The organism is uncultured Kluyvera sp. (assembly GCF_902485085.1).
Lineage (GTDB): Bacteria > Pseudomonadota > Gammaproteobacteria > Enterobacterales > Enterobacteriaceae > Kluyvera > Kluyvera ascorbata.
Map to the genome: position 1 here is coordinate 61,261 of NZ_CABTJS010000123.1, position 26,295 is coordinate 87,555.

Consider the following 26,295-nt stretch of genomic DNA (forward strand, 5'->3'; position numbering starts at 1 on the left):
AATTAGCGTTCACGCCATTTTATTTCTCAAGTAGATGAAGTTAACGTCTTTTACAATCGCTTCTCATCTTAAATCCTACTTCTATTTGTTTCCGAGTACACAAAAGCAACAACACGATGAAATTACATGCGTTGCCTACTTCCCCTGACCGATGGCGATGTTATGATGGCGGGAATTTTCAGTAAACAATGCGTTTGAGACCCCTAACATGTTAAAAAAAATCCTCTTCCCACTGGTAGCACTGTTTATGCTGGCTGGATGCGCAACGCCTCCAACCACGGTTGAAGTGTCGCCAAAAATCACTCTGCCTCAGCAAGATCCAAGCCTGATGGGCGTTACCGTTAGCATCACCGGTGCCGACCAGCGTCAGGATCAGGCACTGGCAAAAGTCACCCGTAACAACCAGCTGGTCACCCTGACCGCTTCCCGTGACCTGCGTTTCCTGATGCAGGAAGTACTGGAAAAACAGATGACCGCACGCGGTTATATGATTGGTCCGAACGGTGCGGTTAACCTGCAGATTATCGTTAATCAGCTGTACGCAGACGTTTCCCAGGGTAACGTGCGTTACAACATTTCTACCAAAGCCGACATCGCCATCATCGCGACCGCTGCTAACGGTAATAAAATGACCAAAAACTACCGTTCTAACTACTCCGTTGAAGGCGCATTCCAGGCTTCCAACAAAAACATTTCCGATACCGTTGATAGCGTGCTGGGCGATACCATCGCCGATATGGCACAAGACACCACTATCCACGATTTCATCAAGCAGAACGCGCGCTAATCTCGTCACAGACCCGGCTTCGGCCGGGTCTGAACAAAGAAAACTATGCCTGGTCACTATCTCCGCATTTTTCAGCAACCGAAATCAGCCATTCTGCTGATTCTTGGCTTTGCTTCCGGCTTACCGCTCGCCCTGACCTCAGGGACGCTGCAAGCATGGATGACGGTCGAAAACATCGATCTGAAAACCATTGGTTTTTTCTCGCTTGTCGGCCAGGCATACGTTTTTAAGTTTCTGTGGTCTCCGGTCATGGACCGCTATACGCCGCCGTTTTTAGGGCGCCGTCGCGGCTGGCTATTAACGACCCAATGTTTACTGCTTATCGCCATCGCCGCGATGGGTTTTCTTGAGCCCTCCACGCAGCTGCGCTGGATGGCGGCGCTGGCGGTGATTATCGCCTTCTGTTCCGCGTCGCAAGATATCGTCTTCGATGCCTGGAAAACCGACGTGCTTCCGGCGGAAGAACGCGGTGCAGGCGCGGCAATTAGCGTGCTGGGCTACCGCCTTGGGATGCTGGTTTCCGGTGGATTAGCGCTGTGGCTGGCGGATAAATGGCTCGGCTGGCAGGGCATGTACTGGCTGATGGCCGCACTGCTGGTGCCTTGTATTATTGCTACGCTGCTGGCACCTGAACCCAGCGACGTCATCCCCGTTCCGAAAAGCCTTGAGCAGGCGGTTGTTGCACCATTAAAGGACTTCTTCGGCCGTAACAATGCCTGGCTTATCTTGCTGCTTATCGTGATGTACAAGCTGGGCGATGCCTTCGCTATGAGCCTGACGACCACCTTCCTTATTCGCGGCGTCGGATTTGACGCAGGCCAGGTAGGGATGGTTAACAAAACCCTCGGCCTGTTTGCGACCATTGTCGGCGCACTTTACGGTGGCGTGCTGATGCAGCGCCTGACGCTGTTCCGCGCGCTGCTGATATTTGGCATTTTGCAGGGTGTATCGAACGCTGGCTATTGGGCGCTCTCGGTCACCGATAAACATATTTATTCCATGGCCGCCGCGGTCTTCTTTGAAAACCTATGCGGTGGCATGGGCACGGCTGCATTCGTCGCGCTGCTGATGACGCTGTGTAACAAGTCGTTTTCCGCGACCCAGTTTGCGCTACTGTCGGCGCTCTCCGCCGTCGGGCGCGTCTACGTTGGGCCAATTGCCGGCTGGTTTGTCGAAGCTCACGGCTGGCCAACGTTCTATCTGTTCTCCGTTATTGCCGCCGTACCGGGCATTTTGCTGCTGCTTATCTGTCGCCAGACGCTGGAATACACTCAGCAAACCGAGCAATTTATGCCGCGTGATAGCTACGCTGGTGCCTACCGCCTTGCGCTGCGACTGTTGCTTCTAGGTACCGCGCTGTTGGGTATCTGGCTGGTGATGCTGATTGCGAATGCCCTGAACCTCACCGCACTCGAATGGTCCGGAATCGTACTCGAAGTCGGGGTGCTGATTGCCTTTGTTGGCATCGTGTTCGGTTGTCTGCTGGACTATCTTGCTCTGCGAAAAACGCAGTTCCGCTAAAATAAGATGAAAATGTGAAACCTACGTTGTAATCACTATCCGTAATAATAACTCGCGCATCGTATGTAAAAAAAATATTTGTGCTTTTGTGCGCTTTAGAATTCTGGAAATTATTGGAACGTGTAAAATACGCTTTATTTCTTTAACCGATTCAGCACCAGAGTAATTAATTTTTCGTTTTTTAATTGTCTATTTTTTGATGATTAATTGTTAATTATTTGTATATTTTTGGCAATGGTTATACCAATTGCCATCTCACCCACCTCCCCATACCCCCTTTCGTTATAACGCCCGCCAGATGGGCTTTCCGCTCGAAAAACAGACACATTTAGCAACATCTGTGACAGGTGCGGCAGAACCCGGTAACACATAACTGACAGAGCCCTAATGATGTTTACAGTAATGTAACCTTCCCGTAAAATGCCCACACACTTTAAACGCCACCAACACCCCGTGGAATTGAGGTCGTTACATGAGACTCAGGAAATACAATAAAAACTTGGGATGGTTGTCATTAATCGCCGGCACTGTATTACTCAGTGGCTGTGATTCTGCACTTCTTGACCCCAAAGGACAGATTGGACTGGAGCAGCGTTCGCTGATTCTGACGGCTTTCGGCCTGATGATGATCGTCGTAATCCCGGCCGTCTTAATGGCCGTTGGTTTCGCCTGGAAGTATCGTGCGAGCAATAAAGATGCGAAGTATAGCCCGAACTGGTCACACTCCAATAAAGTGGAAGCTGTGGTCTGGACCGTGCCAATTCTTATCATCATCTTCCTCGCCGTACTGACCTGGAAAACCACTCACGCTTTAGAACCGAGCAAACCGCTAGCCCATGATGAGAAACCAATCACTATCGAAGTGGTTTCCATGGACTGGAAATGGTTCTTCATCTACCCGGAGCAGGGCATTGCTACCGTTAACGAAATCGCTTTCCCAGCGAACGTTCCGGTGCAGTTCAAAGTGACCTCTAACTCCGTGATGAACTCCTTCTTTATCCCGCGTCTGGGCAGCCAGATTTACGCGATGGCCGGTATGCAGACCAACCTGCATCTGATCGCTAACGAAGCAGGTATCTACGACGGTATCTCTGCTAGCTATAGCGGCCAGGGCTTCTCTGGAATGAAGTTCAAAGCCATTGCAACGCCGGATCGTGCCGCATTCGATCAGTGGGTCGCGAAAGCGAAACAATCTCCGAACACCATGGATGACATGGCTACCTTCGAGAAATTGGCTGCACCGAGCGAATACAACAAAGTGGAGTACTTCTCCAGCGTGAAACCTGATTTGTTTAAAGCAGTAACCAGCAAATTTATGGATCACGGCAAGAGCATGGACATGACCAAACCAGAAGGCGAACACGCATCGCACGAAGGAATGGAAGGCATGGACATGAGCCACGCGGAATCCGCTCACTAAGGGGCCGAGGAAGAATACGATGTTCGGAAAACTGACACTGGATGCAGTGCCCTACCATGAACCCATTATCATGGTTACGGTGGCTGCCATTATCGTCGGGGGACTCGCTCTCCTGGCGGCCATCACTTACTTCGGTAAGTGGTCTTATCTATGGAAAGAGTGGCTGACTTCGGTTGACCACAAACGTCTTGGCATCATGTATGTCATCGTTGCTATCGTCATGCTGCTGCGTGGCTTTGCCGATGCCGTGATGATGCGTAGCCAGCAGGTGCTGGCTTCAGCGGGCGATGCAGGCTTCCTGCCACCGCACCACTACGATCAGGTCTTTACCGCCCACGGCGTTATCATGATCTTCTTCGTAGCGATGCCGTTCGTTATCGGTCTGATGAACCTGGTGGTTCCACTGCAGATCGGCGCGCGTGACGTAGCGTTCCCATTCCTGAACAACCTGAGCTTCTGGTTCACCGTTGTCGGTGTGATTCTGGTTAACCTGTCCCTGGGCGTTGGTGAATTTGCTCAGACCGGCTGGCTGGCATATCCGCCGCTCTCGGGGATAGAGTACAGTCCGGGCGTAGGTGTCGATTACTGGATATGGGCGCTTCAGCTCTCCGGTATTGGTACCACACTGACCGGTATTAACTTCTTCGTGACCATCATCAAGATGCGTGCGCCAGGAATGACGATGTTCAAGATGCCGGTCTTTACCTGGGCATCTCTGTGCGCCAACATCCTGATTATCGCCTCCTTCCCAATTCTGACGGTTACCGTCGCGCTGCTGACCCTGGATCGTTATCTGGGCACCCATTTCTTTACCAACGATATGGGCGGCAACATGATGATGTACATCAACCTGATTTGGGCCTGGGGTCACCCGGAAGTGTACATTCTGGTACTGCCAGTCTTCGGTGTATTCTCTGAAGTTGCAGCGACCTTCTCCCGTAAACGCCTGTTCGGTTACACCTCACTGGTGTGGGCGACCGTGTGTATTACCATCCTGTCGTTCATCGTTTGGCTGCACCACTTCTTCACCATGGGTGCTGGCGCGAACGTAAACGCCTTCTTCGGTATTACCACGATGATTATCGCCATCCCTACCGGGGTTAAGATCTTCAACTGGCTGTTCACCATGTATCAGGGTCGCATCGTCTTCAACTCTGCGATGCTGTGGACCATCGGCTTTATCGTGACCTTCTCGGTCGGCGGTATGACCGGCGTTCTGCTGGCAGTGCCGGGTGCGGACTTCGTGCTGCACAACAGCCTGTTCCTGATTGCGCACTTCCATAACGTTATCATCGGCGGTGTGGTATTCGGTTGCTTTGCCGGTCTGACCTACTGGTGGCCGAAAGCCTTTGGCTTCACCCTGAACGAAACCTGGGGCAAACGCGCCTTCTGGTTCTGGATCATCGGCTTCTTCGTTGCGTTTATGCCGCTGTACGTTCTGGGCTTCATGGGCATGACCCGTCGCCTGAGCCAGCAGATTGACCCGCAGTTCCACCCAATGCTGGTTGTTGCAGCATGCGGTGCGGCGCTGATCGCCTGCGGTATCCTGTGCCAGCTGATTCAGTTCTACGTTTCTATTCGCGACCGCGAGCAGAACCGTGACCTGACCGGTGACCCATGGGGCGGCCGTACGCTGGAGTGGGCAACCTCTTCTCCTCCTCCGTTCTACAACTTTGCCATTGTGCCGCAGATTCACGAACGTGACGCATTCTGGGAAATGAAAGAGAAAGGCGAAGCGTACAAGCAGCCGGCTCATTATGAAGAAATTCATATGCCGAAAAACAGCGGTGCGGGCATTGTGATTGCCGCCTTCGCAACAATCTTTGGTTTCGCCATGATCTGGCATATCTGGTGGATGGCGATTGCTAGCTTCGCAGGCATCGTGATCACCTGGATTATCAAAAGCTTTGACGAGGACGTGGATTACTACGTGCCGGTTGCAGAAGTCGAAAAACTGGAAAATCAGCATTTCGATGAGATTTCTAAGGCAGGGCTGAAAAATGGCAACTGATACTCTGGCGCATAACGCCCACGCGCATGAACATGGGCATCACGATACAGGGCCGATGAAGATCTTCGGCTTCTGGATCTACCTGATGAGCGACTGCATCATCTTCGCCACCCTGTTCGCTACCTATGCCGTTCTGGTGAACGGCACGGCTGGCGGCCCGGCGGGTAAAGATATCTTCGAGCTGCCGTTCGTTCTGGTTGAAACTGCACTGCTGTTATTCAGCTCCATCACCTACGGCATGGCGGCTATCGCCATGTACAAAAACAACAAGAGCCAGGTCGTTTCCTGGCTCGCCCTGACCTTCCTCTTTGGTGCAGGGTTCATCGCGATGGAAATCTATGAATTCCATCACCTGATTGTTGAAGGTATGGGCCCGGATCGCAGCGGCTTCCTGTCAGCGTTCTTCGCGCTGGTTGGTACTCACGGTCTGCACGTAACCTCCGGTCTTATCTGGATGGCGGTGCTGATGGTGCAGATTTCTCGCCGCGGCCTGACCAGTACTAACCGTACACGTATCCTGTGCCTGAGCCTGTTCTGGCACTTCCTGGACGTCGTGTGGATCTGTGTGTTCTCGGTTGTTTATCTGATGGGGGCAATGTAATGAGTCATTCTAACGATCATAGCGGCGCATCCCACGGTAGCGTGAAGTCGTACATGACAGGTTTCATCCTGTCTATCATCCTGACGGTGATCCCGTTCTGGATGGTGATGACCGGCACCGCGTCGCATGCGGCGATTCTGGGTACCATTCTGGTAACCGCTGTTGTGCAGATTGTCGTACACCTTGTGTACTTCCTGCACATGAACAGCAAGTCTGACGAAGGCTGGAACCTGACCGCGTTTGTCTTTACCGTGATAATCATTGCCATCGTGGTTGTAGGCTCCATCTGGATTATGTGGAACCTGAACTACAACATGATGGTTCACTAAGAGCGGCGAGTATGTTTAAGCGATACCTGCAAGTAACGAAGCCTGGCATCATTTTTGGCAACCTGATCTCCGTGATCGGCGGTTTCCTGCTGGCCTCTAAAGGTCACATTGATTATCCGCTGTTCGCCTGGACTCTGATCGGCGTGTCCCTGGTGGTCGCCTCGGGTTGTGTTTTCAACAACTACATCGATCGTGACATCGACCGTAAGATGGAGCGAACGAAGAACCGAGTGCTGGTTAAGGGACTGATTGCGCCAAAAACGTCGCTGGTCTACGCCACTTTGCTGGGTCTCGCTGGCTTCATGCTGCTGTGGTTCGGCGCCAATCCCCTCGCCTGCTGGCTGGGGGTAATGGGGTTCGTGGTTTATGTCGGCGTTTACAGCCTGTACATGAAGCGCCACTCCGTTTACGGCACGCTGATTGGTTCTCTCTCCGGCGCTGCGCCGCCGGTGATTGGCTACTGCGCAGTGACCGGCAATTTCGACAGCGGTGCACTGATTCTGCTGGCGATTTTCAGCCTGTGGCAGATGCCTCACTCCTACGCTATCGCGATTTTCCGCTTCAAGGATTATCAGGCAGCGAACATTCCGGTTCTGCCGGTAGTGAAAGGCATTGCAGTGGCGAAAAACCACATCACGCTGTACATCGTGGCGTTTGCTCTGGCCACATTGATGCTCTCTCTGGGCGGCTACGCTGGGTATAAATACCTGATCGTTGCAGCAGCGGTGAGCGTCTGGTGGCTTGGCATGGCGCTGCGCGGTTACAAAGTGGAAGATGATAAGGTCTGGGCGCGCAAGCTGTTCGGCTTCTCCATCATCGCCATTACCGCGCTGTCCGTAATGATGTCCGTCGACTTTATGGTGCCGAATTCTCAGAACCTGCTGACTTACGTCTGGTAAAGAGACACCGTTTGATAAAAAAACCTCGCTTCGGCGGGGTTTTTTATTGTCTGAAGAAAAGCGCCAGCGCCCAATATTGATGTTTTCCTAAATAGCGGCGAAGCCAGCGTTTAGGCGGCTCATTCGAAGGGAAGAGGTATAGAATCGCGGCGGGTGCTTGAGACTGTTTGTCTTAAGCATGATATGTGAAAGGCAGATAGACAAAAGCCCCAGATAACATTCTGCGTCCGGCAAGACGCTTAACATTAATCTGAGGCCCCTAAATACCCAACAGTATTAGGTTAGCCTCTTACCGACCTTAGGGTCAAGGAGAAGTAGCCTATGAAACGGAACAAGGTAGTGATTGTTGCCCTGATTGTCCTCTGTATTACCGCCGTGATGTCGGTACTGGTCACGCGCAAAGATCTTTGCGCGGTCCGTATCCGCAGCGGGCATACGGAGGTCGCCGTCTTCACAGCCTACGAATCTGTTAAGTAAGAGACCCGGCGGGGAGTCATCCCCGCCACTCTTGATGCTGCCAGGTATTCTCAACGCACCCAATTTTTTCACCTGACTAGCCCACCAGCATCGCCTGCGCGCTATACAGCAGATCGAGATGATCCCGGCACAGCGCCTCCAGCGACGTGCGCGACTGATGGCTGGTCAGACTCAACGCCCCCCAGTACAGCCCTTCCCTATCAGCAAGTGGAACGGCGATCACCAGCATACCTATCTCAAACTCCTGCTCAATAGAGGCGTATCCCTGACGACGGACCTGCGCGATACGCTCCATCAATGTCGGTACATCCGTCACCGTGTAAGGCGTTCGCTGCTCGCGGGTCACTCGCTGTAACACAGCCTCGCATTCAGCTTCCGGCAAGGAGGCTAACCACAAGCGACCGCCCGCGGTGCAGTGAATCGGCACTCGTTCGCCGAGCCGTACAGAAGTTGAGTTAAATGGCGTGTGTTTGCTGCGGGCAATATAGACCAGCTCGTTATCATCAATCACCCCCACCGACGCATGCTCCTCTGAACGACTGGCAACATATTCAACAATTGGCCGCACCATACGCGGGAACTGCGCGGAATCGACATAGGCCTGCCCCAGACGCAGCGTTTTCGCCATCAGCCAGTAGTAGCGCCCGTCGGTATCCAGATAGCCATCATGTACCAGCGTCAGGAAAAATCGGCGAGCCGCGCTCTGCGTCAACCCGCTCATTTTTGCCGCCTGCGGCACCGTCAGCCGTGGGTTTGCCTTCGAAAAAAGCTGGATCAGCGCCAGCCCTTTTTGCAATCCCACGATCAAATCGCGCTGATGAATCTCGTTTTGCATAGCTGTTCACACTTTTGCAACAGAGGAAGTCGATTACTGCGATTATCGCACTGTCGGTGCGATTAACAACCAACCTGTCCGAATTCTGCGTTGTCGCTCACCGCTTCCATTGAAATACTCAAGCAATAGTTTATTAACAAAAGAGGTGAGCAATGGTCAGCGGATTTACTCAGGTCGTCGCCGTTATCGGGCATCCCATTACCCAGGTGAAATCACCGGAAAACTTTAACCACTACTTTGCCAGCCAGAGCATGGATAAGGTAATGATCCCGGTCGATATCGCGCCGGAAGCCGTTGCCGACTACCTGAATGCTCTACGCGGCTGGCAAAACATGAGCGGCATTCTGGTCACCGTGCCGCATAAACAGCGCGTGGCCGGGCTGCTTGATACCCTCACGTCTCGTGCTCGTCATCTCAATGCCGTTAATGTCGTACGCAAGTTGGCAGATGGTCGCTTAGAGGGTGACATGCTGGACGGCGTCGGTTTCCAGCGCGCAGCTGAAGCGCACGGCTTTAACCCCGCAGGCAAACGCGCTCTGCTTTCCGGCTGCGGCGGCGTCGGCAGCGCCATCGCCTGGGGATTGTGCGAAGCGGGCATTAGCCACCTCGCGCTCTACGATCGTGACGAAGCCAGCCGCCAGCGTCTGGAAAACCGCTTAGCAACCCATTTTCCAACCGTGCATATTTCCACTCTCCCCGATTCATTGGCAGAGGTTGATCTGCTGGTCAACGGTTCCCCCGCGGGCATGGCGGGCTTCGATGCGCTGCCGTTAAGCGAGGCGCTACTGGAGACATTAACGGCGACGACTCACGTCGCTGATGTCGTCACTGCGCCGGTTATCACTCCACTACTGGCCTTTGCCAATACACGAGGTTGCCGCACCCAGACCGGCCCGGAAATGGCGCTGGCGCAGATGCAACTTATGGGGCAGTTCATCGGCGCGATTGAACAACCTGACGAGGCCGCAGCATGAAAAGCTGGGATGTTATCGTTATCGGCAGCGGCGCGGCGGGCTTTGCCGCCGCCGTGACCGCCTGCTGCAAAGGGCTTTCGGTATTAATGCTTGAAAAAGCCCCGCACTTTGGCGGCACCTCAGCAATTTCTGGCGGGGCGGTGTGGATTAACGACACCGATCAAGCCCGAAATCTGGGAAAAAGCGGCTCACCAGAGGCCATGAAAACCTACCTGCGAGCCATTATTGGTGAAGCGAACTATCGCCCGGACATGATTGATGCTTTTGTCCATGCAGGGCGAGAAGCACTGGCCTTTCTCGAACAGGAAGGCGCGGTGAAATACAGCCTGCGCCCGCTGTCGCCAGACTACTATCCGGATGAGCCCGGTGGCGTCGATGTTGGCCGTGCGCTGGAAGTGGTGGAGTATGATGGCCGCGAGCTGGGACAGCATTTCACGACCCTGCGTTCGCCGCCGCCGGGCATGCTGCTGTTTGGCGGCATGATGGTGAACCGCGTCGATATCCAGCACTTCCTCGATATGCGTCGCTCGTGGCGCTCGTTGGCCCACTGCACAAAGCTGCTGCTCCGCTACGGGCGCGACCGTCTGCGCCATCACCGCGGTACTCGTCTGGCAATGGGCAACGCGCTGATTGCGCGCATGGCGACGCTGGCGCTGCGTAAAGGGCTGGAGCTGGAACTTAACGTCACGGTGACGTCGTTGGTTGAGCAAAACGGCCACGTGACCGGCGTTGAAATCGAGCGTGATGGCCAAACGCTCACCTTACATGCCCATCGTGGCGTCGTGCTTGCCGCCGGGGGCTTTGCTGCCGGGCGCATCGCACCACAGTTCCGTCCGGCAACGCAGCAGCATTACACCATGTCACCCGTCACCAACGACGGCGCGGCTTTCCAGTTAGGACTAAGTGTCGATGCCCGACAAGGCGCAGACCTGCCGTCGAACTTTTTCTGGGCTCCGGTCTCCGTACTGCGTCGCCCAGACGGTAGCGAAGAGCGTTTTCCCCATCTGGTCACCGACCGTGCCAAACCGGGGGTCATTGCGGTTAACCAGCGCGGCGTACGCTTCGTCAACGAATCAAACTCCTACCACCATTTCGCCAGCGCCATGCAGCAGCAGCCAGAAAACGCCCCGTGCTACCTGCTCTGCGATGCGCAGGCAATGAAGCGCTATGGTCTGGGGCTGGCGCGCCCGGCACCGGTTAACAACGATGCGCTGGTGAGTGCAGGCTATCTGCATCAGGCCGATAGCCTGAACGAACTGGCCCAGCAGTTAGGCCTGGACCCACAGCAGCTTGAGCAAACCGTTTCCCGCTACAACCAGCATGCGGCAAACGGCAGCGATCCGGAATTTCATAAAGGCGGCAACAGCTATAACCGTGCGATGGGCGACGCGGCACACGGCCCGAATGCCTGCAACGCCCCACTGTTAAGCGCCCCCTTCTATGCCATCAAACTTTTTACCGGCGACTTAGGCACATCTCGCGGGCTGATGACCACCGCCGATGCCCAGGTCATCAACCAACAGGGACAGCCCATCCACGGCCTGTATGCGGTCGGTAACGATATGGATTCCATGATGGCAGGTACCTACCCCGGCCCGGGCATCACCCTTGGCCCAGCACTTACCTTCGGCTATCTGGCCGCCGTGCATATGACAAACACATCCCCACACACTTCAGGAGAAGCAGCATGATCTACGAAAAACGCACCTACACCATCAATCCACTGAAAATGGCCGACTGGCTGGCACTGTACAAAAGCGACGCCTTTGCGGTGCAAACCGAACATCTCGGCAAGCTAATTGGCTTTTTCTTTACCGAAATCGGCGTGGTCAATCAGGTGGTACATATCTGGGCCTACGAGAGCCTGGATGACCGCCTGGTGCGCCGGGCGCGTATGTCTCAGGACGAGCGCTGGCTAACCTTCTCGCGGAAAAACCGCGAACTGGCAGCGGTTGAGCGTCTGGAATCGGTGCTGATGCGTCCCACCGATTTCTCGCCGCTGCAATAAGGAGTGACCCATGAGCAGGCATGTAGAGGTAGATATGCTGGTGATTGGCTCCGGTGCAGCCGGGCTTTCTGCCGCCGTCACCGCCGCGTTGCACGGCGCGCGGGTGCTCGTCGCCGAAAAGGAATCGACGATCGGCGGCACTAGCGCATGGTCGGGCGGATGGCTGTGGATCCCGCAAAACCCGCTGGCCCGTGAGGAAGGCATAATGGAGGGCGATGCCGCCCCACTGCGCTATCTGCAATCCGAGATGGAGGGCCGCCCCGCCGATGCACGCCTGCGCACCTTTTTACGCTACGGCCCGGAAATGGTGGATTTTTTCCGGAAAAACACCGCCGTGCAGTTTCTGTCCGGCAGCAAAATGCCCGACTTTCATAACAGCCCAGGCTTTGCCACCGGTGGCCGCTCCGTTACCGCACAACCGTACGATGCTCGTGGGTTAGGCGACTGGCTTCACCGACTGCGCCCGCCACTGGAGACCATCAGTCTTGCCGGCATGGGCATTGCGGGCGGCGCTGATATGGCGCACTTCTTTAACGCCACGCGCTCGCCGCGATCGGCACTGTATGCCGCCCGCCGCCTGATGCGTCACGGCTGGCAACGCCTGTGCTATGGCCGCGGTCGTCATCTGGTCAACGGCAATGCGCTGGTCGCGCGTCTTCTTCGTTCTGCGCTGGACGCTAATGTGAACTTCCAGCTCAATGCACCGGTGACGCGTTTATTGCAGGATAGCCACGGCGTGACCGGCGCCATCCTCAATAGTGATGACGGCGAAATTCAGGTTAACGCCCGTGCGGTAGTGCTGGCCTGCGGCGGTTTTCCGCACGATAAACAGCGGCTAGCCGAACAGGTGCCGCACGCGGCGCAGGGCTACGGCCATTTCTCCGCCGCGCCTCCGGGAAATCAGGGTGACGGCATTCGCCTTGGTGAAACCGCGGGCGGACAGTTTGATAGCTCGCTTAAGCACCCCATGGCGTGGGCCCCCGTCTCCCGCGTCTCGCTCGCCAGCGGGCTACAGTTAGCATTCCCTCACCTGGTTGAGCGCGCCAAACCCGGTTTTATTGCGGTACGCAGCAACGGCAAACGCTTCGTCAATGAAGCCGACTCCTACCACGACTTTATCGCCACACTGCTGGACGCCACGCCGGAAGGTGAAAAGCCGGTAGCCTGGCTGATTGCCGACAGCCGCGCGCTGCACCGCTACGGGCTGGGTCATGCACGCCCCACGCCGTTCCCGGTGAAAGCCTGGCTTCGAACCGGCTATCTGCAAAGCGCCGACACGCTGGAAGCCCTGGCACAAAAATGCGGCATCGACGCGTCAACGCTCAGCGACACCGTGAATCGCTTTAATGGCTTTGCCCGTCAGGCCCACGATGACGACTTCCAGCGCGGCGCATCGGCCTATAACTGCGCGCAGGGTGATGCCAGCCACCAGCCCAACCCAACGCTGGGCGAGCTGCAACAGGCACCTTACTTCGCGGTACGCATTCTGCCCGGCTCGCTTGGCTCATTCAGCGGCCTGAAAACCGACGAACGGGCGCGCGTTCTGGACGCCGAGCAACATCCCATCCCAGGCTTGTTCGCCGTGGGCAACGATATGTCGAGCGTGATGCAGGGGTTCTACCCCAGCGGCGGCATCACGCTAGGCCCCGCCATGACCTTTGGTTATCTGGTGGGGAAAAATCTGTCCGCAAATATAACCTCATAAAAAACTCGCATTTAGCCAGGGAAAGGCACCAAACATAACAACAAACCTCACCTGCAACTGTACTGGAGTCTGTATGAATATGCGTTCTCTCTCCCTTGCGGCACTGACCGTGCTGGACGTTTCACCGCCGGAACAGGTGCGCATCGCCGCGCTCACCGGCTACAGCCACGTCGGCATTCGCTTGCTGCCCGCAACACCTGATGACCCCGATTACGACATGCTTGGCGATACGCGTACGGTACGTGAAACGCTGGCTGCACTCCGCGATACCGGCATTCGCGTCTCCGACGTGGAAATTGTCCGCCTGACGCCGGATTTCAACCTCGATGCGCTGCGCCCGTTCCTGGAAACCGCTGCACGGCTGGAAGCCCAGCAGGTGCTGGTCGCTGGTAATGACGATAACCTTTCTCGCTGTGCAGAGAACCTGGCGAAGCTGGCACAGACGGGGGAAGCCTACGGCCTGACCATGAACCTGGAGCCGATGCCGTGGACCCATCTACCCACGCTTGCCAGCGCGCAAAAACTGATTACTGAAAGCCGGCAGCGCAACGTTGGCATTCTGGTAGATGCCATTCACTTCTGGCGTGCGGGCGAGTCGCTGGAAGCACTGAGCGCGCTCGCGCCAGAACAACTGAACTATATGCAGCTCTGCGATGCCCCGGCGCAAATACCCACGGATACCCAGGAGTTGATTTATCAGGCCCGCAGCGCGCGTCGTGTCCCGGGCGAGGGTGAGCTGGATCTCCGCGGTCTGCTTGCGGCGCTCCCGTCGACTATCCCCGTCTCGGTAGAGGTGCCATTGGCCGGCGAACAGGGAGCACTTCCGGCACAACAACGCGCTCAGCTGCTGTTTAACGCTGCACAATCCTTCCTGTAAACGGGAGCTCGCCATGTCACAGACACAACGCCTGGATGTCAGAGAATTAATTAACACCAACCCGCTCAGCCGCTACCAGAAGCTGGTCATTTTTCTCGGTTTTTGCGTCATTGCACTGGACGGTTTTGATATCGCCATCATGGGTTTTATCGCCCCAACGCTGAAGCAGGAATGGGGCGTCAGCAACCATGAGCTCGGCTTTGTTATCAGTACCGCGCTGATTGGCCTCGCACTCGGCGCGCTCTTCTCCGGTCCGCTTGCCGACTGGCTTGGGCGCAAAAATATCATCATTAACAGCGTCTTCTTCTTCGGTTTCTGGACCATCGCTACGGCGTTTTCCCAGAACATCGAACAGATGATCTTTTTCCGCTTTATGACCGGACTCGGGCTGGGCGCAGCCATGCCTAACATGAGCACGCTAGTCTCGGAGTACGCGCCGGAGCGTCAGCGCTCGTTTATTATCACCGTCATCTTCTGCGGCTTTACCTTTGGTGCGGCTATTGGCGGGTTTGCCGCCTCATGGCTTATTCCACAGTTTGGCTGGCACTCACTGATGGCGCTGGGCGGCGTGCTGCCGCTGTTATTCGCACCGGTACTTATCTGGAAGCTGCCGGAATCGGCGCGCTTCCTGGTGATTAAGCAGGCCCCCGCCGCGCGAATACACGCCATCCTTCAGCGGTTTTTCCCAGGCCAGGTCAGCGAAAATGTCAGCTTTATTCTGCCCCAGCAGCCTATTAAGAGCAGCGCCATGCGCATTGTGCTGTCACGCGAGTATTTGTTCGGCTCGCTGATGCTGTGGCTGGTCTATTTTATGGGGCTGTTCCTGGTTTATATCCTCGGTAGCTGGCTGCCGACGCTGGTAAAAGAGATAGGTCTGACCGTCAGTCAGGCGGCGATAATGACCGCCATTTACCAGGCTGGCGGCACCGTTGGCTCGTTGTTCGCAGGCTGGCTGATGGACCGCATCGATCCGCATCGGGCGCTGGGGGTTATCTTCGCCGTGGGCGGTCTGTTCACCATGGCGATTGGCTACGCGGGGGTGAACTTCCCGCTGCTGTGCCTGCTGGCCTTCGTCAGCGGCGCCTGCCTTAACGGTGCGAATACCGGTATGAATGCCCTTTCCGCCCGCTTCTATCCCACCCAGGCCCGTGCTACCGGCTCAAGCTGGATGCACGGTGTCGGGCGAATCGGCGCCATTCTAAGCGCCTTCGCCGGTGCGGAAATGCTGGCGCTGGGGCTCGATTTTAAATCGGTATTCCTGATCCTCGGTATTCCCGCAGCCCTGACCGTCATCGGTCTGGCCGCAAAAGGTTACTGGGCGGCAAGCCCGGCCAAGGCGAAATCCACCATCACAACCACTCTGAGGAGCCCATCATGAATCGCATCCGTCTTGCCGTTATCGGCGCGGGCGCTATCGGCCGCAAGCATATTGAAGTTATTCAGCAGACGCCTGAAGCGGAGCTGGTTGCGCTGGCCGATCCTTCACCTCAGGCTCAGGCGCTGGCGGCATCGCTGGGTCTCGCGTGGTATGCCGATATCAATAACATGCTGGATCGGGCCAACCCACAGGGGGTGATTAACGCTACGCCAAATACCCTGCACGTACCGTGCACTATCGCCTGCGTGGAACGCGGCATTCCGGTGCTGGTGGAAAAACCGGTCGCCGAATCACCAGAACGCGCGCAGGAGCTAGTCGACGCTGCGGCACTGCGTGGGGTTCCCGTCCTGGTGGGCCACCACCGGCGGCACAACGCGCTAACGGCAGCGGCAAAGTCGCTTATCGACAGCGGTGAGCTGGGCAACATCGTGGCGGTTTCGGCGCACTGGATCCTGCAAAAGCCCGATGACTACTTCGACGTCGCCTGGCGTCGTGAACCGGGCGCCGGGCCTCTACTGGTTAATCTGGTGCACGATATCGATCTGCTGCGCTATCTTCTCGGTGAAATTGAAGAGGTACAGGCAATGACCAGCAATGCCGGACGCGGGTTCGCTAACGAAGACAGTGCGGTAGTGAATCTGCGTTTTGCCTGCGGAGCGCTCGGAAGCGCTGTGCTAAGCGACTGCGGCGTCAGCCCGTGGAGCTGGGAGATGAACTCGGCAGAGAATGAAATTTACGCCCATACCCCAGAAAACTGCTATCTGATTTCCGGCAGCAAAGGCGCGCTGGCGATTCCGCAAATGCGCTGGTGGCGCTACGGTGAACAACGTGGCTGGCACGCGCCGTTATTACAGGAAACGCTCGCCGTTGAACCTATCGATCCCTTTATTCTACAGTTGCGCCATTTCCTGCAAGTGATCGTCGGTGAGGCCGAACCAATCATTGATGCGGCGGATGCTTTACGTTCACTGGAAGTGATCGACGCCATTCGTCAAATATCGCAGAAAGCCGCCTGACCAGGCTTTGCTCCCGGCGGCCCCGGTGCCGCCGGGTTATTGTTTATGTCTCTATTCCGCACAAATGATTCAATAATGTAATATTTGTTAATTAAGCGTCTGTTTACCCTGCCCTCTCCCCGCACTACACTACTCCCAGCTTTTATATTGAGGTGGGAATGAACGATTACAAAATGACGCCTGGTGAGTTACGCGCCACCTGGGGTTTAGGGACCGTATTTTCTTTGCGTATGCTCGGTATGTTTATGGTCCTTCCGGTTCTGACCACATACGGCATGGCATTGCAGGGCGCAAGCGAAGCGCTGATTGGCCTGGCGATTGGTATTTACGGACTGGCGCAGGCGGTATTTCAGATCCCCTTCGGGTTAATCTCCGATCGCATTGGCCGCAAACCGCTGATTGTCGGCGGCCTGGCTATTTTCGTCCTCGGCAGCGTGATTGCCGCAATGTCGGATTCTATCTGGGGCATTATCCTTGGTCGCGCGCTGCAAGGTTCTGGCGCAATTGCCGCTGCGGTCATGGCGCTGCTTTCCGACCTTACCCGTGAACAAAACCGCACCAAGGCGATGGCGTTTATCGGCGTCAGCTTCGGCGTAACCTTTGCGATTGCCATGGTGCTGGGTCCGATTATTACCCACAAGCTCGGCCTGCACGCGCTGTTCTGGATGATTGCCGGGCTGGCGACGCTTGGCATCCTGCTCACCCTCTGGGTAGTGCCGGACAGCAAAAACCACGTGCTCAACCGCGAATCAGGAATGGTCAAAGGCTGCTTTAGCAAAGTGCTGATGGAGCCGAAATTGCTGAAGCTGAACTTCGGCATTATGTGCCTGCATATCCTGCTGATGTCGACCTTCGTGGCGCTTCCGGGTCAGCTGGAATCCGCGGGCTTCCCGGCTTCCGAGCACTGGAAAATCTACCTGGTGACCATGGTCGTCTCGTTTATCGCCGTCGTCCCATTTATTATTTATGCCGAAGTGAAGCGCCGCATGAAGCGTGTGTTCGTGCTGTGCATCGCCTTGCTGCTGATTGCAGAAATCGTGCTGTGGGGTTCCGGTAATTACTTCTGGGAACTGGTCGCTGGCGTACAGATTTTCTTCCTCGCGTTTAATCTGATGGAAGCGCTGCTGCCCTCGCTTATCAGCAAAGAAGCGCCTGCGGGCTATAAAGGTACAGCGATGGGGATTTACTCCACCAGCCAGTTCCTTGGCGTCGCCATCGGCGGTTCGCTGGGCGGCTGGATTGACGGCCTGTTTGACTCGCAAACGGTGTTTCTCGCCGGAGCGCTGCTGGCAACCGCATGGCTGTTGGTCTCGATGACGATGCAGGAACCGCCGTACGTTAGCAGCCTGCGCGTGCAGATCCCGGACGATGTGAATGCTGACGACGCGCTGCGCGAGCGCCTGCTGGCGACCGAGGGCGTAAAAGAGGTGTTGGTGGTGGCGCAGGAGCACTCCGCTTACATCAAGATTGACAGCAAAGTGACGAACCGCTTTGAGGTTGAGCAGGCGATTGCCGCCAGATAAGACGAGACTGCCCGCACCGGAGTGTGGGCAGCACTTTCACGATTAGTCGCGGAAGTTTTTAAACTGGAACGGCTGACCGAGGTCGCCACCGCGCACCAGCGCCATTACGGCCTGCAGATCGTCGCGGGATTTCCCGGTGATACGAATCTCTTCACCCTGAATCTGCGCTTGCACCTTCAGCTTGCTGTCTTTAATCAGCTTCACAAGCTTCTTCTGAACGCTGCTTTCAATACCCTGTTTCAGCTTGGCTTCCACAAACCAGGTTTTGCCGCTGCGTACGAACTCTTCAGGTACATCAAGTGATGCGCCTTCGATGCCGCGCTTAAGCAGCTTGGCGCGCAGGATATCCAGCAGTTGGTTGACCTGGAAGTCAGACTCGCTCAGCACCTTAATGGTCTTATTCGCTTCGTTCAGCTCAATTTTCGCTTCTACACCGCGAAAATCGAAACGTGACTCAACCTCACGGGCTGCGTTATCCACGCCGTTACGCGCTTCCTGAAGATCGACTTCAGAGACAATATCGAAAGATGGCATCTTTTCCCCTCCCTTAGTTTCGTTTGCGTTGCATAATACCTGCAACGCGGCATAACTCAACTTGTTATCCCCGGAAGCTTAGTTGATAACGCTATACTTATTCGAGTTATCGCGTGAAGTATGACATACCAGCAGCATCTGGTGTGGTAAGGAGGATGTTTGAAAATTACCGTATTGGGATGTGGTGCGCTAGGCCAGCTATGGATGACGGCGCTCCATAAAAAAGGATTTGAAGTACAGGGATGGTTACGTGTACCTCAGCCCTATTGCAGCGTAAACCTTATGGAGCTGGACGGTAGCGTATTCAACCAATCACTTATCGCCAACGATCCCGATTTCCTGGCGCAAAGCGATTTGCTGCTGGTCACGCTCAAAGCCTGGCAGGTTTCTGATGCCGTCAGAAGTCTGGCGGCCACGCTTCCGGCGACCACGCCGATTTTACTGATTCATAACGGTATGGGCACGCTGCTGGAGCTTAACGGTATCCAGCAGCCCATTTTACTGGGTGCAACCACTCAGGCCGCACGTCGCGACGGCAATATCATTATCCACGTCGCCAACGGTACCACTCATATCGGTCCTGCCAAACGCTACGACCACGATTACAGCCAGCTTGCGGAAACGCTCCAGAACGTGCTCCCGGACGTCGCCTGGCATGACAATATTCACTCCGCCATGTGGCGTAAACTCGCCGTGAACTGCGTGATTAACCCAATGACCGCGCTGATGAACTGCCCGAACGGTGAACTGCAACATCATCAGGAGCAGGTGGCACGCATTTGCGACGAAGTGGCGATGACCATGACGCGGGAAGGATTTCATACCTCCCCGGAAAGTCTGTTATTTTATGTTAATCAGGTCATTGACCTGACGGCGGAGAACATTTCCTCCATGCTGCAGGACATCCGCGCGCAGCGGCATACGGAAATCGACTACATTACCGGTTACCTGCTCAAACGCGCGCGGGCGCACGGCATTCCGGTGCCGGAAAATACTCGCTTGTATGAACGGGTTAAACGTAAGGAGAGTGAATATGAGCGCGTCGGCACTGATTTGCCTCGCTCCTGGTAGTGAAGAGATGGAGGCCGTCACCACTATCGATCTGTTAGTGCGTGGCGGCATCAGCGTCACCACCGCCAGCGTCGCCAGCGATGGCAACCTGACCATTACCTGCTCACGCGGCGTTAAGCTACTGGCCGATGCTCCGCTGGTCGAAGTCGCGGACGGTGACTTCGATATCATCATTCTACCCGGCGGCATTAAAGGTGCAGAGTGCTTCCGCGATAGCCCGCTGCTGGTCGAGACGGTGAGACAGTTCCATCACTCCGGGCGCATTGTTGCCGCTATCTGCGCGGCGGCAGCTACCGTGCTAGTGCCACACGAGCTCTTCCCTATCGGCAATATGACCGGTTTCCCGGCGCTGAAGGACCAGATCCCTGAAGGCCAGTGGCAGGATAAGCGTGTAGTCTGGGACCCACGCGTCAACCTGCTGACCAGCCAGGGGCCGGGCACATCGATTGATTTCGGGCTGAAGATTATCGACCTGCTGGTCGGGCGTGAGAAGGCGTATGAGGTTGCATCGCAGCTGGTGATGGCGGCGGGGATTTATAATTTTTACGAAGCGTAGGTGAAAACCCGGCGTCGCTCTGTTCAGCCGGGCTACCTGATATAAAAAAAACCGGCCAGGCCGGTTTTTTTATTTATGGGCGGTAAACCTTAACGTTGGTGAAGCCCTGCTCGCGCAGATAAAGCGCCTGCAAACGGCTCATCACGCCACGCTCACACCACAGCAGGTAGGTCTTGCTCTGGTCGAGGTCGCCGAACTGGGTGCTCAGCTTGTAGAATGGCAGAGAGGCAATCTCCACGCCTTCCAGCTTCAGCGGTTTATCGTCCTGCTCATCAATGGAGCGAATATCAAGAATCACGTCGTTGTCGCTAAAACCGCTGACGGTTTCAACTTCAACCACCTCTTGCTGCGTCTGCTGCGCAATTTCGCGGATGTCGACGTTGTTCGCTTCGGCAACCACTTTATCCAGAATCGCAAAATCGAAATTCGCTTCTTCCGCTTCGATTTTCGCCTTCACCGCTTTGATGGTTGGGCTCTTCGAGATCACGCCACAGTATTCCGGCATGGTGCGGGCAAAGTCTTCGGTGCCGATTTCTCGCGCCAGGTTGATGATGTGCTCTTTATCGTGAGAAATCAGCGGACGCAGGATCAGGGTATCGGAGACGTTATCGATAAGACGCAGGTTGGTCAGCGTCTGGCTAGACACCTGACCCAGCGCTTCGCCGGTCACCAGCGCCTGTACGCCGTAGCGCTCAGCCACTTGCGATGCCGCGCGGACCATCATGCGCTTCAGCACGACGCCCATCTGGCCGTCTTCCACTTTCTCCAGAATTTCACCGACTACCGGCTCGAAGTTGATCGCTACGAAACGTACGCGGTGTGAGCTACCGAAACGGTTCCACAGGTAGTGCGCCACCTGACGAACGCCGATTTCATGCGCCGCGCCGCCGAGGTTGAAGAAGCAGTAGTGTACGCGACAGCCGCGACGCATCAGCATATAGCTGGAAACGCCGGAGTCGAAGCCGCCAGAAATAAGCGACAGCACGTCTTCCTGAGTACCAATCGGGAAGCCGCCAATGCCTTCGTAGCGCCCTTTCACCAGCAGCAGACGGTCGTTCTCAATTTCGAGGTTAACGGTCACGTCCGGGTTGGTCAGCTTCACGCGTGCCGTCTCGATGTGCTGATTCAGACCGCCGCCAACGTAACGCTCGACTTCAATAGACGTAAATTCGTGCTTACCACGACGCTTAACGCGTACGCAGAAAGATTTACCTTCCAGCGTTTCACGCCACAGCGGCAGCGTCTGCTCAAAAATATTGTGCAGCGAGGTAAACGGAACGTCTTCGACTTCCAGAATATGGTGGATCCCCGGGATGCGGGTCAGCGCATCGCGCAGCACCAGACGTTTGTCTTCATCTTTAGAACGCACTTCGATGTGGTCCCAGTGGCGGACGACAGCAAGCGTTTCATCATGGTTTTTAAGAACGTTACGAATATTCCCGGTTAAAATTTTAATAAAGCGCAAACGCACAGTTTGGCTTTTGATGGTGATTTCCGGGAACAATTTAATGATAAACTTCATGGCGGCAATGGTTCGTTGACAAGCCCGACGGGCTTTAGGCAAAAGATGTATCGCAGTGTACCCATGGCATCTGCGTCCAGATGCGCGGAGTATACCATCATCCCGCTTACCATTGCGTGTTATTTGCTTCACACCCAGACTCCGTTACCATAGACGCAGTCGCGACATAACAAGAGCCAAACATTCACTATGCCAAAGAAAAACGAAGCCCCGGCCAGTTTCGAGACCGCTTTAACCGAGCTGGAGCAAATTGTTAACCGTCTGGAAAGCGGTTCCCTTCCACTGGAAGAGGCGCTGAACGAATTCGAACGCGGCGTGCAGCTGGCACGTCAGGGGCAGACGAAGCTGCAACAAGCGGAACAACGCGTGCAGATCCTGTTAGCCGATAACGAAGATTCCCCCCTTGAGCCTTTCACGCCGGACGCCGAATAAATGGATTTTTCGCAACAGCTGAATGCCTGCGTTGAGCAGGCAAATGACGCGCTGCGCCGTTTTATCGCTCCGCTGCCGTTTCAGAACACTCCACTGGTTGATGCCATGCAGTATGGCGCACTATTAGGCGGTAAACGCCTGCGCCCGTTCCTGGTATATGCCACCGGTCAAATGTTCGGCGTCAGCCTCACGACGCTGGACGCGCCCGCTGCGGCGGTCGAGTGCATTCACGCCTATTCGCTGATGCATGATGATCTCCCGGCGATGGACGATGATGACCTGCGCCGTGGTCAGCCGACCTGCCATATTAAATTTGGCGAGGCGAGCGCCATTCTGGCCGGTGATGCGCTACAAACGCTGGCGTTTTCTATACTGAGTGATGCGCCGATGAACGAGGTCTCAGACCGCGATCGTCTGGCGATGCTGTCCGAACTGGCAACCGCCAGCGGCGTAGCCGGCATGTGCGGTGGTCAGGCGCTGGATCTGGAAGCTGAAGGACAACAGGTTAATCTGGAAATGCTGGAGCGCATTCACCGTCATAAGACCGGTGCGCTGATCCGCGCCGCCGTACGCATGGGCGCACTCAGCGCGGGTGAGCAAGGCCGCAAGGCGCTACCACTGCTGGATAAGTATGCCGAAAGCATCGGCCTGGCGTTCCAGGTTCAGGATGACATTCTGGATGTGGTGGGCGATACTGCGACCCTCGGAAAGCGCCAGGGTGCCGACCAGCAGCTCGGCAAGAGTACCTATCCTGCATTACTGGGCCTTGAGCAAGCCCGGAACAAAGCCAGTGACCTTATTGCCGATGCCCGTCAGTCCTTAACCGAACTGGCTGCGCAATCACTGGATACCACAGCACTGGAAGCGCTAGCGAACTACATCATCCTGCGCGACAAATAAACTATAAATGAGTCTCAGATGAGTTTTGATATTGCCAAATACCCGACCCTGGCGTTGGTCGATTCCACTCAGGAATTGCGCCTGCTGCCAAAAGAGAGCCTGCCGAAGCTGTGTGACGAGCTGCGTCGTTACCTGCTCGACAGCGTGAGCCGTTCCAGCGGACACTTCGCCTCCGGGCTTGGCACGGTGGAGCTCACCGTGGCGCTGCACTATGTCTATAACACGCCGTTCGACCAGCTTATCTGGGACGTCGGTCACCAGGCCTATCCACACAAAATTCTGACCGGTCGCCGCGATAAAATTGGCACCATCCGTCAGAAAGGTGGCCTGCATCCGTTCCCATGGCGCGGTGAGAGCGAGTATGACGTGCTGAGCGTCGGTCACTCCTCGACGTCTATTTCCGCTGGCATTGGTATTGCGGTTGCCGCAGGCAAAGAGAACAAGCAGCGTCGTACCGTCTGCGTGATTGGCGATGGCGCCATTACTGCGGGTATGGCGTTTGAAGCAATGAACCACGCAGGCGATATCAAACCCGATATGCTGGTGGTGCTGAACGACAACGAGATGTCTATCTCTGAAAACGTCGGCGCGCTGAATAACCATCTGGCGCAGCTGCTTTCCGGCAAGCTCTACTCTTCCCTGCGCGAAGGTGGCAAGAAAGTCTTCTCTGGCGTCCCACCAATTAAAGAACTGCTCAAACGTACCGAAGAACATATCAAAGGTATGGTGGTGCCTGGCACGCTGTTTGAAGAGCTGGGCTTCAACTACATCGGGCCGGTTGACGGTCACGACGTGCTGGGGCTGGTCAATACGCTCAAGAACATGCGCGACCTGAAAGGCCCGCAGTTCCTGCACATCATGACCAAAAAAGGCCGTGGCTATGAGCCTGCCGAGAAAGACCCAATCACCTTCCACGCGGTGCCGAAATTCGATCACACCAGCGGTAAGCTGCCAAAAAGCAGTGGCGGCCTGCCGTCATACTCGAAAATTTTTGGCGACTGGCTGTGCGAAACCGCAGCGAAAGACAGCAAGCTGATGGCGGTCACCCCGGCAATGCGCGAAGGCTCCGGCATGGTGGAGTTTTCGAAAAAATACCCTGACCAGTATTTCGACGTGGCCATTGCCGAGCAACACGCGGTGACCTTCGCCGCAGGACTGGCGATTGGCGGCTATAAACCGATTGTGGCTATCTACTCCACCTTCCTGCAACGCGCCTATGATCAGGTTATCCACGATGTAGCTATCCAGAAACTGCCGGTACTGTTCGCGATTGACCGCGCGGGTATTGTCGGCGCCGACGGTCAGACGCACCAGGGGGCATTCGATATTTCTTACCTGCGTTGCATTCCTGATTTTGTCATCATGACGCCAAGCGATGAAAACGAATGCCGTCAGATGCTCTATACCGGCTATCACTATAGCGACGGCCCAAGCGCGGTGCGCTATCCGCGCGGCTGCGGTACCGGCGCTGAACTTCAACCGCTGGAAAAACTGCCGCTGGGTAAAGGGGTAGTGAAACGTGAAGGCGAGAAGCTGGCGATCCTCAACTTCGGTACTCTGCTGACCGAAGCGGAAATCGTCGCCGAGAAGCTTAACGCCACGCTTGTGGATATGCGCTTTGTGAAACCACTCGATCAAAGTCTGATCCTCGAGATGGCCTCGCGCCACGACTCGCTGGTGACGCTGGAAGAGAACGCCATCATCGGCGGTGCGGGCAGCGGCGTGAACGACGTGCTGATGGCGCATCGTAAACCGGTGCCGGTACTAAACCTCGGCCTGCCTGACTTCTTCGTCCCACAGGGTTCTCAGGAAGAGGCGCGCGCCGACCTCGGTCTCGATGCCGCCGGTATCGAAGCGAAGATCGCGGACTGGCTAGCATAATCCTCCCCCTCGCTCCTGCTATGCTTAAAGGTAAACCGCTTACCCGCTAGCAGGAGCTGATTCATGCAATACGATACGTTAGGACACACCGGCCTTCGGGTCTCTCGTCTTTGCCTTGGCTGTATGACCTTCGGCGAACCGGATCGGGGTAAACACGCCTGGACGCTTCCGGAAGACAGCAGCCGCCCCATCATTCAGCGTGCCATTGAAGGCGGCATCAACTTTTTCGACACCGCAAACAGCTACTCTGACGGCAGCAGCGAAGAGATCGTCGGCCGCGCGCTGCGCGACTTCGCTCGCCGTGATGACGTCGTGGTAGCCACCAAGGTTTTTCACCAGGTAGGCGACCTTGAAGAGGGACTTTCCCGCGCGCAAATTCTTCGCTCCATCGATGACAGCCTGAAGCGCCTTGGGATGGACTATGTCGATCTGCTGCAAATTCATCGCTGGGACTATCGCACGCCAATTGAAGAAACGCTGGAAGCGCTGGATGAGGTGGTGAAATCCGGTAAGGCCCGCTTTATTGGCGCGTCGTCGATGCACGCCCGCCAGTTTGCGCACGCGCTGGCGCTGCAAAAAACCAACGGCTGGGCACCGTTCGTCACCATGCAGGATCACTACAATCTGATCTACCGGGAAGAAGAGCGCGATATGCTGCCGCTCTGTTCTCAGGAAGGGGTGGCGGTTATTCCGTGGAGCCCGCTGGCGCGCGGTCGCCTGACGCGTCCGTGGGGAGAAACGACGGCAAGACTGGTCTCCGACGAATTCGGGCAAACGCTGTATAGCTCAACCGAAGAAAACGATGAGCAGATTGCCGGTGAACTGGAGCGGGTAGCGCAAGAGGTGGAAGCTAGCCGCGCGCAAACGGCGCTGGCGTGGTTGTTGAGTAAACGGGGCGTTGCGGCACCGATTATTGGCGCGTCGCGTGAGGATCAGTTAGATGAACTGCTGAACGCGGTGGATATAACGTTAACGCCGGAGCAGATTGCGTCAATGGAAGCGCCGTATCAGCCGCATCCGGTGGTTGGGTTTAAGTAA

The 26,295-nt window shown here is 55.9% G+C and carries 25 protein-coding genes; 22 read left to right on the forward strand and 3 right to left on the reverse strand.

What is annotated here, in order from left to right:
* Positions 1 to 208: 208 nt before the first annotated feature.
* The 8 genes from RDN66_RS14320 to RDN66_RS14355 all read left to right on the forward strand — a co-directional run bounded on the left by RDN66_RS14320 (position 209) and on the right by RDN66_RS14355 (position 8,045).
* Positions 209 to 787 carry a lipoprotein gene (locus RDN66_RS14320; RefSeq protein ID WP_035894299.1) on the forward strand — a complete coding sequence of 193 codons (579 nt, stop codon included), beginning with the start codon at positions 209 to 211 and terminating at the stop codon, positions 785 to 787.
* Between the two features lie 45 nt (positions 788 to 832).
* Complete coding sequence (gene ampG, locus RDN66_RS14325; protein WP_202216334.1) at positions 833 to 2,308, forward strand: muropeptide MFS transporter AmpG; 1,476 nt, start codon at positions 833 to 835, stop codon at positions 2,306 to 2,308.
* Positions 2,309 to 2,780: 472 nt separating this feature from the next.
* Positions 2,781 to 3,728: a cytochrome o ubiquinol oxidase subunit II gene (cyoA, locus tag RDN66_RS14330; protein ID WP_035894297.1), complete on the forward strand. Its 948-nt coding sequence runs from the start codon at positions 2,781 to 2,783 to the stop codon at positions 3,726 to 3,728.
* A gap of 19 nt (positions 3,729 to 3,747) precedes the next feature.
* Positions 3,748 to 5,739, forward strand: coding sequence for a cytochrome o ubiquinol oxidase subunit I (gene cyoB / locus RDN66_RS14335; protein ID WP_123650010.1), 1,992 nt, complete (start codon positions 3,748 to 3,750; stop codon positions 5,737 to 5,739).
* Positions 5,729 to 6,340 carry a cytochrome o ubiquinol oxidase subunit III gene (locus RDN66_RS14340; protein ID WP_035894295.1) on the forward strand — a complete coding sequence of 204 codons (612 nt, stop codon included), beginning with the start codon at positions 5,729 to 5,731 and terminating at the stop codon, positions 6,338 to 6,340. Before cyoB ends, RDN66_RS14340 begins: the two co-directional genes overlap by 11 nt.
* The gene (locus RDN66_RS14345) at positions 6,340 to 6,669 is read left to right on the forward strand and encodes a cytochrome o ubiquinol oxidase subunit IV (RefSeq protein WP_035894294.1); all 330 of its coding nucleotides are present in this window, start codon (positions 6,340 to 6,342) and stop codon (positions 6,667 to 6,669) included. The genes RDN66_RS14340 and RDN66_RS14345 overlap by 1 nt, the downstream gene beginning before the upstream one ends.
* Before the next feature lie 11 nt (positions 6,670 to 6,680).
* Positions 6,681 to 7,568, forward strand: coding sequence for a heme o synthase (gene cyoE, locus RDN66_RS14350; protein WP_035894291.1), 888 nt, complete (start codon positions 6,681 to 6,683; stop codon positions 7,566 to 7,568).
* A 321-nt stretch (positions 7,569 to 7,889) separates the two neighbouring features.
* A complete protein-coding gene (locus tag RDN66_RS14355) occupies positions 7,890 to 8,045 on the forward strand; it encodes a Hok/Gef family protein (protein ID WP_202216335.1) in 156 nt (51 codons plus the stop codon).
* A gap of 76 nt (positions 8,046 to 8,121) precedes the next feature.
* On the opposite strand, the gene RDN66_RS14360 is transcribed toward RDN66_RS14355, so the two are convergent.
* Positions 8,122 to 8,880, reverse strand: a complete 759-nt coding sequence (locus RDN66_RS14360) for an IclR family transcriptional regulator C-terminal domain-containing protein (protein WP_202216336.1) — start codon at positions 8,878 to 8,880, stop codon at positions 8,122 to 8,124.
* A gap of 152 nt (positions 8,881 to 9,032) precedes the next feature.
* Between RDN66_RS14360 and RDN66_RS14365 the strand changes: the two genes are divergently transcribed.
* The 8 genes from RDN66_RS14365 (at position 9,033) to RDN66_RS14400 (ending at position 18,361) form a co-directional block, all read left to right on the forward strand.
* Positions 9,033 to 9,854 carry a shikimate dehydrogenase gene (locus tag RDN66_RS14365; RefSeq protein WP_202216337.1) on the forward strand — a complete coding sequence of 274 codons (822 nt, stop codon included), beginning with the start codon at positions 9,033 to 9,035 and terminating at the stop codon, positions 9,852 to 9,854.
* On the forward strand, positions 9,851 to 11,545 hold the full coding sequence (locus RDN66_RS14370) for an FAD-dependent oxidoreductase (RefSeq protein WP_308537941.1): 1,695 nt from the start codon (positions 9,851 to 9,853) through the stop codon (positions 11,543 to 11,545). Before RDN66_RS14365 ends, RDN66_RS14370 begins: the two co-directional genes overlap by 4 nt.
* Positions 11,542 to 11,862 (forward strand): NIPSNAP family protein, encoded by a 321-nt coding sequence (locus tag RDN66_RS14375; RefSeq protein WP_035894285.1) that lies wholly within the window; start codon positions 11,542 to 11,544, stop codon positions 11,860 to 11,862. Before RDN66_RS14370 ends, RDN66_RS14375 begins: the two co-directional genes overlap by 4 nt.
* A gap of 10 nt (positions 11,863 to 11,872) precedes the next feature.
* Entirely contained in the window at positions 11,873 to 13,567 is a 1,695-nt protein-coding gene (locus RDN66_RS14380; RefSeq protein WP_202216339.1) for an FAD-dependent oxidoreductase, read from the forward strand.
* Positions 13,568 to 13,640: 73 nt separating this feature from the next.
* Positions 13,641 to 14,444 (forward strand): sugar phosphate isomerase/epimerase, encoded by an 804-nt coding sequence (locus RDN66_RS14385; protein WP_202216340.1) that lies wholly within the window; start codon positions 13,641 to 13,643, stop codon positions 14,442 to 14,444.
* A gap of 13 nt (positions 14,445 to 14,457) precedes the next feature.
* Positions 14,458 to 15,822 carry an aromatic acid/H+ symport family MFS transporter gene (locus RDN66_RS14390; RefSeq protein ID WP_308537942.1) on the forward strand — a complete coding sequence of 455 codons (1,365 nt, stop codon included), beginning with the start codon at positions 14,458 to 14,460 and terminating at the stop codon, positions 15,820 to 15,822.
* The gene (locus RDN66_RS14395) at positions 15,819 to 16,838 is read left to right on the forward strand and encodes a Gfo/Idh/MocA family oxidoreductase (protein WP_308537943.1); all 1,020 of its coding nucleotides are present in this window, start codon (positions 15,819 to 15,821) and stop codon (positions 16,836 to 16,838) included. Before RDN66_RS14390 ends, RDN66_RS14395 begins: the two co-directional genes overlap by 4 nt.
* A 158-nt stretch (positions 16,839 to 16,996) precedes the next feature.
* Positions 16,997 to 18,361: an MFS transporter gene (locus RDN66_RS14400; RefSeq protein ID WP_202216342.1), complete on the forward strand. Its 1,365-nt coding sequence runs from the start codon at positions 16,997 to 16,999 to the stop codon at positions 18,359 to 18,361.
* 42 nt (positions 18,362 to 18,403) lie between these two features.
* On the opposite strand, the gene RDN66_RS14405 is transcribed toward RDN66_RS14400, so the two are convergent.
* A complete protein-coding gene (locus tag RDN66_RS14405) occupies positions 18,404 to 18,895 on the reverse strand; it encodes a YajQ family cyclic di-GMP-binding protein (protein WP_308537944.1) in 492 nt (163 codons plus the stop codon).
* Between the two features lie 159 nt (positions 18,896 to 19,054).
* Here RDN66_RS14405 and panE point away from each other — a divergent pair, with 159 nt between their 5' ends.
* Both panE and yajL read left to right on the forward strand, forming a co-directional pair.
* Entirely contained in the window at positions 19,055 to 19,966 is a 912-nt protein-coding gene (panE, locus tag RDN66_RS14410; RefSeq protein WP_035894276.1) for a 2-dehydropantoate 2-reductase, read from the forward strand.
* Positions 19,929 to 20,522, forward strand: coding sequence for a protein deglycase YajL (gene yajL / locus RDN66_RS14415; RefSeq protein ID WP_202216343.1), 594 nt, complete (start codon positions 19,929 to 19,931; stop codon positions 20,520 to 20,522). The genes panE and yajL overlap by 38 nt, the downstream gene beginning before the upstream one ends.
* Before the next feature lie 73 nt (positions 20,523 to 20,595).
* On the opposite strand, the gene thiI is transcribed toward yajL, so the two are convergent.
* Positions 20,596 to 22,044, reverse strand: a complete 1,449-nt coding sequence (gene thiI / locus RDN66_RS14420) for a tRNA uracil 4-sulfurtransferase ThiI (protein ID WP_202216344.1) — start codon at positions 22,042 to 22,044, stop codon at positions 20,596 to 20,598.
* A 189-nt stretch (positions 22,045 to 22,233) separates the two neighbouring features.
* Between thiI and xseB the strand changes: the two genes are divergently transcribed.
* From xseB to RDN66_RS14440, 4 genes are all read left to right on the forward strand, one after another.
* Complete coding sequence (gene xseB, locus RDN66_RS14425) at positions 22,234 to 22,476, forward strand: exodeoxyribonuclease VII small subunit (RefSeq protein ID WP_035894270.1); 243 nt, start codon at positions 22,234 to 22,236, stop codon at positions 22,474 to 22,476.
* Entirely contained in the window at positions 22,477 to 23,376 is a 900-nt protein-coding gene (gene ispA / locus RDN66_RS14430; protein ID WP_123650006.1) for a (2E,6E)-farnesyl diphosphate synthase, read from the forward strand.
* An 18-nt stretch (positions 23,377 to 23,394) separates the two neighbouring features.
* A complete protein-coding gene (dxs, locus tag RDN66_RS14435; protein WP_202216345.1) occupies positions 23,395 to 25,257 on the forward strand; it encodes a 1-deoxy-D-xylulose-5-phosphate synthase in 1,863 nt (620 codons plus the stop codon).
* 63 nt (positions 25,258 to 25,320) lie between these two features.
* Complete coding sequence (locus RDN66_RS14440) at positions 25,321 to 26,295, forward strand: aldo/keto reductase (RefSeq protein ID WP_123650004.1); 975 nt, start codon at positions 25,321 to 25,323, stop codon at positions 26,293 to 26,295.

Coding starts and splice junctions, on each gene's coding strand:
- ispA (WP_123650006.1), top strand. CDS start 22,477: ATGGATTTTTCGCAACAGCTGAATGCCTGCGTTGAGCAGGCAAATGAC.
- thiI (WP_202216344.1), bottom strand. CDS start 22,044: ATGAAGTTTATCATTAAATTGTTCCCGGAAATCACCATCAAAAGCCAA.
- RDN66_RS14385 (WP_202216340.1), top strand. CDS start 13,641: ATGAATATGCGTTCTCTCTCCCTTGCGGCACTGACCGTGCTGGACGTT.
- RDN66_RS14440 (WP_123650004.1), top strand. CDS start 25,321: ATGCAATACGATACGTTAGGACACACCGGCCTTCGGGTCTCTCGTCTT.
- RDN66_RS14375 (WP_035894285.1), top strand. CDS start 11,542: ATGATCTACGAAAAACGCACCTACACCATCAATCCACTGAAAATGGCC.
- RDN66_RS14405 (WP_308537944.1), bottom strand. CDS start 18,895: ATGCCATCTTTCGATATTGTCTCTGAAGTCGATCTTCAGGAAGCGCGT.
- cyoB (WP_123650010.1), top strand. CDS start 3,748: ATGTTCGGAAAACTGACACTGGATGCAGTGCCCTACCATGAACCCATT.
- RDN66_RS14365 (WP_202216337.1), top strand. CDS start 9,033: ATGGTCAGCGGATTTACTCAGGTCGTCGCCGTTATCGGGCATCCCATT.
- cyoE (WP_035894291.1), top strand. CDS start 6,681: ATGTTTAAGCGATACCTGCAAGTAACGAAGCCTGGCATCATTTTTGGC.
- RDN66_RS14360 (WP_202216336.1), bottom strand. CDS start 8,880: ATGCAAAACGAGATTCATCAGCGCGATTTGATCGTGGGATTGCAAAAA.
- RDN66_RS14390 (WP_308537942.1), top strand. CDS start 14,458: ATGTCACAGACACAACGCCTGGATGTCAGAGAATTAATTAACACCAAC.
- cyoA (WP_035894297.1), top strand. CDS start 2,781: ATGAGACTCAGGAAATACAATAAAAACTTGGGATGGTTGTCATTAATC.
- RDN66_RS14395 (WP_308537943.1), top strand. CDS start 15,819: ATGAATCGCATCCGTCTTGCCGTTATCGGCGCGGGCGCTATCGGCCGC.
- RDN66_RS14370 (WP_308537941.1), top strand. CDS start 9,851: ATGAAAAGCTGGGATGTTATCGTTATCGGCAGCGGCGCGGCGGGCTTT.
- RDN66_RS14320 (WP_035894299.1), top strand. CDS start 209: ATGTTAAAAAAAATCCTCTTCCCACTGGTAGCACTGTTTATGCTGGCT.
- yajL (WP_202216343.1), top strand. CDS start 19,929: ATGAGCGCGTCGGCACTGATTTGCCTCGCTCCTGGTAGTGAAGAGATG.
- RDN66_RS14355 (WP_202216335.1), top strand. CDS start 7,890: ATGAAACGGAACAAGGTAGTGATTGTTGCCCTGATTGTCCTCTGTATT.
- ampG (WP_202216334.1), top strand. CDS start 833: ATGCCTGGTCACTATCTCCGCATTTTTCAGCAACCGAAATCAGCCATT.
- RDN66_RS14400 (WP_202216342.1), top strand. CDS start 16,997: ATGAACGATTACAAAATGACGCCTGGTGAGTTACGCGCCACCTGGGGT.
- RDN66_RS14340 (WP_035894295.1), top strand. CDS start 5,729: ATGGCAACTGATACTCTGGCGCATAACGCCCACGCGCATGAACATGGG.
- dxs (WP_202216345.1), top strand. CDS start 23,395: ATGAGTTTTGATATTGCCAAATACCCGACCCTGGCGTTGGTCGATTCC.
- RDN66_RS14380 (WP_202216339.1), top strand. CDS start 11,873: ATGAGCAGGCATGTAGAGGTAGATATGCTGGTGATTGGCTCCGGTGCA.
- RDN66_RS14345 (WP_035894294.1), top strand. CDS start 6,340: ATGAGTCATTCTAACGATCATAGCGGCGCATCCCACGGTAGCGTGAAG.
- xseB (WP_035894270.1), top strand. CDS start 22,234: ATGCCAAAGAAAAACGAAGCCCCGGCCAGTTTCGAGACCGCTTTAACC.